The 4,121-nt window shown below is 42.5% G+C and carries 3 protein-coding genes and 1 rRNA gene; all 4 read left to right on the top strand.

Annotated elements, in window-relative coordinates:
* Positions 1 to 27 precede the first annotated feature (27 nt).
* Positions 28 to 140: ribosomal RNA gene (rrf, locus tag JF818_RS16090) — 5S ribosomal RNA — on the top strand.
* Positions 141 to 232: 92 nt separating this feature from the next.
* On the top strand, positions 233 to 967 hold the full coding sequence (locus JF818_RS16085; RefSeq protein WP_198893056.1) for a sulfite exporter TauE/SafE family protein: 735 nt from the start codon (positions 233 to 235) through the stop codon (positions 965 to 967).
* 1,281 nt (positions 968 to 2,248) lie between these two features.
* Positions 2,249 to 3,448: a sugar MFS transporter gene (locus JF818_RS16080; RefSeq protein ID WP_198893055.1), complete on the top strand. Its 1,200-nt coding sequence runs from the start codon at positions 2,249 to 2,251 to the stop codon at positions 3,446 to 3,448.
* 21 nt (positions 3,449 to 3,469) lie between these two features.
* On the top strand, positions 3,470 to 4,121 hold a 652-nt coding region (locus JF818_RS16075), incomplete at its 3' end, for a GTP-binding protein (protein WP_198893054.1).

Genomic DNA, 4,121 nt, shown 5'->3' with positions numbered 1-4,121 from the left:
ATCCTCGCGCTCCCAGGCGTTGGCCGGCCCGGTGGCCACAGCAGGGTGGACACACCCGTTCCCATCCCGAACACGGAAGTTAAGCACCCTCACGCCGATGGTACTACGGTTAGCCGTGGGAGAGTAGGTAGCCGCCGGGCCTTTTTCTTTTTCCCTTCATCCCCTCCTTACCGGAGGGTATTTTTATATCTATAGGCCAAAGGTGTGGTACACTTGCCCTCGGGGGTGTGTCGTGTTGCTTCTCAGTGTATTTGCCATTGTGTTTGTGGGGGCTTTCCTACAAGCAAATATCGGATTTGGTTTTCCCATTATTGCCATGATCTTCTTTCCTTCCCTGTTTCCATTTTCCACAGCTGTGACACTCAACCAGATCATTGCAATCGGCAGTACTGGTTTTCTCACTATCAGGTATTGGAAATCGATTCAATGGAAAGTACTTATCCCCTTGTTGGTTTCCAGTTTGCTTGTAGGTGCCATTGTGATCGTATCCAGTCTCCAGGTGGAAAGTCGCATCCTTACAGGAATCCTCGGTTTCTTTCTCATGGCATTGTCACTGTATTTTGCCTGCTTCAGTAACAAAATTGTCATACAGGCATCCACAATAAATGGGCTTTTAATGGGTATTGTTGCAGGGTTGGGTAATGGGTTGTTTGGTATAGGTGGTCCTCCTGTAGCCTTGTATCTTTTTGCTGCTGTGAAAGACAAGAAACACTATCTAGCCACCATCCAGGCCTATTTCCTGGTCTGCAATATTCAGAGTATCCTAATTAGAAGTTATCATGGAGCGTTTGAGATATCGCACATACCAATCATTCTTATTGGATGGGTGGCTATTTCTGTTGGCACGTATGTTGGGCTGCTTCTTTTTAAACGAACCCCCGATTATCTTCTCAAGCGTATTGTCTATATGTTTGTTGGAGCTAGTGGTTTATGGATAGCACTGCAACAATTCTTTCTTGCTTCCTAAGTGATAGGCCTCAAGCTTTTCACAATACATCTGGTGTAGTTTAAGGGATTTGATATGTCATTCTGTATTGAATATCGATGTGTGAGTAATCAGTGGTGCAACCATTACTTCCAAGACACATCTCAAGGCTTTGGAACAAGCACTAATGCAATCCCATCAATGAATATGCCAGAGAAAGGAATGTATAAGTAGTCTTTAAAAAGATATAAATAGTACCGAAATAGGTATGTAACAAATCAATCCAGGGAATTGTTGAGCCCATCAATTACAGAGAGACACATATTATACATATATATTAAAATAGCAATAAAATAATATATTAAAGATATTAGAACAATACAGAAAAACGTTTCAACAATATAAAAACAAAAAGAATATATATCATAGATAGATAATGATAGTCAAAGAATACCTTATTTGAGCCTAGGTCGTTGGGGGTAGTGTTTTCTATGAAGATCATGTATGAAAGTTCTTTTTTTATCAACTTTGATAACAAACTGAGATTTCATCCTGTGACTACAAGGTGATGATTACTTAAAGGGATATCTGGAATGCTTTGTTCTCTCTCTTCTTTGTGGAACTCTGAAACATAGGAAAAAAAAGGAAGTAGCTTATCTTGATGTGTTTCCGGTCTTAGAAGACTTCTCTTGGATGCTTGTATTGTTCGGGTGTTTTTGACTATCCATCTTGTGTATCTTGAAAAGGACCATGGTGGGTTTTGTACTATGTAGTTGCCTACTTAAACCATCAATGGGATATAGAATGGGAAGTGTCTGGAATTTCCATAAAACAAAGTTTGCTGGTAATGATACCTAAAGAAATGTAAATGGTAATCCATTATATTTGTGATACCCTTGGTTAGACATACTCGCTTTGTTCTTGTTGGAAGGATGAGGATTGGACTTCAATACAATAATGAAAGAATTTGGATAGCTAGCTATATGCTATAAGTATAACTGATAATGCAATTAAGAATCATTGATAAAAAAGGTAATTTAAGAATAGAAACGAAATAGAATAACAGCAAAAAAGTATAGGAAATAACAGAAACAATATAAAAATACATAAAAACAATGATAAAAACATTTGAAACAATACGAATAATGGTTATGATATTTGTTACATAATCCTTTAAGTTATTGCTATACATCCTCTTCATGAAGAAGATGATAATCTCTTACCTAGTGGACAAAAGTGCCAAATAACGGTATTTAATAGATGTACGTTTTTAGACCGTACTTTTGTCTGGAATCCTTTCCTTGCAACAATCTAGGAGTTTATATGCCTTCCCTTGCTTCCATGCTCAAGGTTAAACGTGAACACGTGCCCTTGATGTATACGTTATATTTTGCCTTTCTCACCAGTGGGATGATGAGCACCATGATCGGGGCATTGCTACCGTTCCTGAAAGAAGAGTATCACATGAGTTATGTACTCAGTGGTGCTGTGATCTCTGCTCACCAGGTAGGAAACTTTATTGCACTTCTTGTCGCCGGATACCTTCCGTATCTCATCGGTCGTAAGCGGAGTACCATTACCCTTTCTCTTGGTATTGTCATCGGATTTCTCTTGATCACCGTAACAGGTAATCCACTGTTGCTGCTTCTTGCTTTTGCCTTTACTGGAATAGGGCGAGGCACCAACAGCAACATTACGAATGTGGTCATGAGTGAGATAAGTGAGAATAAGGGTGCTGGGCTGAATCTCCTGCATGCTTCTTTCGCCGTAGGCGCCTTTCTTGCTCCGTTTCTAGTGCTTTTCTCTACAACACTCTTTGGTGTCCACTGGAGGATCAGTGCATGGTTCCTGGTATTGGCTGAACTTCTGGTACTGATTTTTCTCAGTCGATCATCCCTATCGGGGAAACCCAAGAAAAAGGAAGTGGGGCATCAGAGCCACGCATTCATGAAAAGTGGCCGTTTCTGGCTTAACACCTTTATATTGTTTTTCTATCTCTGCTCAGAAGCCTCCGTCATTGGTTGGTTGGTGACCTACTTCATTGACACTGGACGATTGAGCCCCTCCCTTGCGCAGACAACAAGTTCGGCGCTTTGGGTATGTATATTGCTTGGGCGACTTGCCTGTGCCCACCTTTCAAACAGAATGAACAAGAATGTCCTGCTCATCATCCTTGCTTTGCTTCAGTTTGCTTTCTTCACGATGATGATCAGCGTAGAGAATACTGCATTGATCTATGTCAGCCTTTTTGGATTTGGTTTTGCCATGAGTGGAACCTATCCCACAACACTCTCTACGATGGACAGCAGATTCACCTCCTCTACCATCGCAACCGGAACTTGTATCGCAACTGCAACTATTGGAGCGATCAGTATGCCGATCATAATCGGGGCTGTTGCACAGTCCGTTGGAATGGCAGGAGGTCTTGCCACCATCACGATCAGTATTCTGCTTATGCTTCTGCTCATCTTGGTCAAAACGTTCCTGGAATCGAAGGAATCGAGGACCAGCGTCATCCGCTAAATGCGGACGTAAGGAATTCTTATGCTTACCCAGAATGATATGATTCGCAATATAGCCATCATCGCCCACGTTGATCACGGCAAAACCACGTTGGTGGATGCCATGTTCAGGCAGAGTGGGCTCACTGATGATGGACAAGACAGAATAATGGACAGTGGAGCCATTGAACGGGAACGTGGTATCACGATCAGCGCAAAGAACTGTGCCATTTCCTGGAAAGGGGTGAAGATCAACATCATCGATACCCCGGGACACGCTGATTTTGGTGGAGAGGTTGAACGAGGGCTCTCCATGGTCGATGGTGTTGTCCTTCTTGTGGATGCAGCGGAAGGTCCGCTTCCACAGACACGTTTTGTACTTGAGAAAGCACTCAAACTAAACCTGAAACCAATTATCGTCATCAACAAGGTCGACCGCCAGGATGAACGTAGTGAAGAGGTTCTCCAGGAGGTCTATGAATTGCTTCTCGAGCTTGGCGATGATGAATCAATGCTTGAGGTGCCGGTATTCTATGCAAGTGGGAAGGATGGTCGTTGTGGACTGTCTTCTCTTGATCTTGATGAGAACCTCCACCAGTTGCTTGACGCAATCCTCGAGACCGTTCCAGCACCAGTATTTGATGATGAACAACCCTTTGGAATGCTCGTCAGCGATCTCTCCTACAATGATTACC

Origin of the sequence: Sphaerochaeta sp. S2 (assembly GCF_016406725.1) — a bacterium.
Lineage (GTDB): Bacteria > Spirochaetota > Spirochaetia > Sphaerochaetales > Sphaerochaetaceae > Sphaerochaeta.
Note: the sequence above shows the minus strand (reverse complement) of the source record. Positions and strands in the feature narration are given on the sequence as shown.